Origin of the sequence: Paraburkholderia sp. Ac-20340, assembly GCF_017104965.1 — a bacterium.
Taxonomy (GTDB): domain Bacteria; phylum Pseudomonadota; class Gammaproteobacteria; order Burkholderiales; family Burkholderiaceae; genus Paraburkholderia.
Genome location: NZ_JAAGPR010000077.1, coordinates 1 through 2295, shown reverse-complemented (window position 1 = coordinate 2295; position 2295 = coordinate 1). Strand labels below are relative to the sequence as shown.

Sequence of the window (2295 nt, the reverse complement as noted above, 5' to 3'; positions counted from 1 at the left end):
CGGTCGCGCGCAAGGGCGGCGTGGCGTGGGTCTCGCAGTCCAACGCGCTGACCAACGCGGTGCTGCGCTGGGCCGATGCGCGCGGCCTGGGCTTCTCGCACGCGGTCGCGCTGGGCGACGAGGCCGAAAAGCGCGCTGCTCGGCCCGAACTGGACGCGCCTGCCCGCCCTGCACGCCGCAGCGCACGCGGCTCCCGACAACCGTCTCGCCCTGACCATCGACGATGGCCCGGACCCGGAAGTCACGCCGCGCGTGCTCGACCTGCTCGACGCGCACGGCGCACGCGCCACGTTCTTCTGTATCGGCGATCTCGTGCGGCAGCATCCGCTCGTGGTCGAGGCGATCGTCGCGCGCGGCCATGACGTCGAGAACCATAGCCAGCGGCATCGGCATACGTTTTCGGTGTCGGGACCGGGCGCGCTGCGCCGCGAAATCGAAACCGCCCAGCGCACTTTCGCCGATATCACCGGGACGCGCCCGCAGTTCTTCCGCGCGCCCGCCGGCCTGCGCAATCCGTTTCTCGAACCGGTGCTCTGCGATCTGGGCCTGCATCTGGCGAGCTGGACGCGGCGCGGCTTCGACACGCGCGAGCGCGACGCGGGCAAGGTCACGCAGCGCCTGCTGGACAGCCTCGCGCCGCGCGACATCCTGTTGCTGCACGACGGCCATGCGGCGCGCGGCGCGGATGGCGAGCCCGTGATCCTCGCGGTGCTGCCCGAGTTGTTGCGCGCCGCCGCGCACGCGCAACTGCGCTGGACGACGCTGCGCGAGGCGCTCGCCGACAGCCTGCCCGCAGTGCCGAAACGCCTCGACATCTCCGCCGGAAAAGCGGTTGAAGCGGCCCCGTTTGATAAAATTTGATGAATGACAAGGTGGGGCCGCGCAGCCCGGCGGTCCTCGAACACGTCCTCACCGACCTCCCGACCAGACGACATTCGTGAACCCACTCCTGCTCTCGCACTACACCGCCACGAGTTGCCTCGGGCGCGGTCTCGACGCGATGCTCGACGCCCTGCGCAACCAGCGCGGCGGCCTCGCGCCCTGCGATTTCGAACGCGCCGACCTCGACACCTGGATCGGCAAGGTCGAAGGCGTGGACGATGTGACGATCCGCGCCGGCCTGGAGATCTACAACTGCCGCAATAACCGGCTGGCCCAGCTCGGCCTCGAACAGGACGGCTTCGCCGCGAGCGTCGCCGCTGCCGTGGCGCGCTACGGCGCAGACCGCGTGGGCGTGTTTGTCGGCACCAGCACGAGCGGCATCCTCGAAACCGAGCGCGCCTATCGCCAGCGCGACATGGCCACCGGCAAACTCGCGGCCGGTTTCCACTACGCCGAAACCCACAATCCCTACGCGCTGGCCTCGTTCGTGCGCGCGTATTTCGGGCTGCGCGGGCCGGCCACGTCGATTTCCTCGGCGTGTTCGTCCGGGGCCAAGGTGTTCGGTTCGGCGCGGCGCATGATCGAAGCCGGGCTGATCGACGCGGCGGTGGTTGGCGGCGTCGATTCGCTGTGCCTGACCACGCTGTACGGTTTCAACTCGCTCGAACTGCTGTCGCGCCAGCCGTGCCGTCCGTACGACGTGGCGCGCGACGGCATTTCGATCGGCGAGGCGGCGGGCTTTGCGCTGCTCGAACGCCTGCCGCAGCAAGCCGATGCGCTCGATGACGACGCCGTGCTGCTGATCGGCGTAGGCGAGTCGAGCGATGCGCACCATATGTCGTCGCCGCATCCCGACGGTCTGGGCGCGCGTGCGGCCATGGAACAGGCGCTCGCCAGCGCGGGCCTCGCGCCGGGCGACATCGGCTATATCAACCTGCACGGCACCGCCACGCCCAGCAACGACGCCGCCGAAAGCCGCGCCATCGCTGCGCTGTTCGACGCCGCGCCCGCGAGTTCGACCAAAGGCGCGACCGGCCACACGCTGGGCGCGGCGGGCGCGCTGGAAGCCGTGGCCTGCGCGCTCGCGCTGCGCCATCGCTTTATTCCCGCGGGCGTGAACACCACCCAGCCCGACCCGGCACTGGGCGTCGACTACGTGCTGCAAAGCCGCGACGCCGATGTGCGCGCCGCGCTGAGCAATTCGTTCGGCTTCGGCGGCACCAACTGCAGCCTGCTGTTCGGCAGCGCGCGATCCTTTGGGGCGAACACGCCATGAAACTCCATGTCTGCCTCGAAAGCATCGGCGTGATCGGCCCGGGTCTGCCCGACTGGCCGCACGCCGCCGACGTGCTCGCGGGCCGCACGCCCTACGCGAGCGCGCGCACCGTGCTGCCGCCGCCCGCCTCGCTGCCA

2 protein-coding genes and 1 pseudogene are annotated in these 2295 nt (G+C 70.4%); all 3 read left to right on the top strand.

From position 1 onward, the window contains the following. Positions 1-75: 75 nt before the first annotated feature. Positions 76-861 (top strand): polysaccharide deacetylase family protein, encoded by a 786-nt coding sequence (locus G3N59_RS36740; protein WP_205987906.1) that lies wholly within the window; start codon positions 76-78, stop codon positions 859-861. A 76-nt stretch (positions 862-937) separates the two neighbouring features. After that, positions 938-2158: a beta-ketoacyl-[acyl-carrier-protein] synthase family protein gene (locus tag G3N59_RS36735; protein ID WP_205987905.1), complete on the top strand. Its 1221-nt coding sequence runs from the start codon at positions 938-940 to the stop codon at positions 2156-2158. After that, positions 2155-2295: pseudogene (locus G3N59_RS37225) on the top strand (3-oxoacyl-ACP synthase); the annotation flags it as partial. The gene G3N59_RS36735 and the pseudogene G3N59_RS37225, both read left to right, overlap by 4 nt.

Coding starts and splice junctions, on each gene's coding strand:
- G3N59_RS36740 (WP_205987906.1), top strand. CDS start 76: ATGCGCGCGGCCTGGGCTTCTCGCACGCGGTCGCGCTGGGCGACGAGG.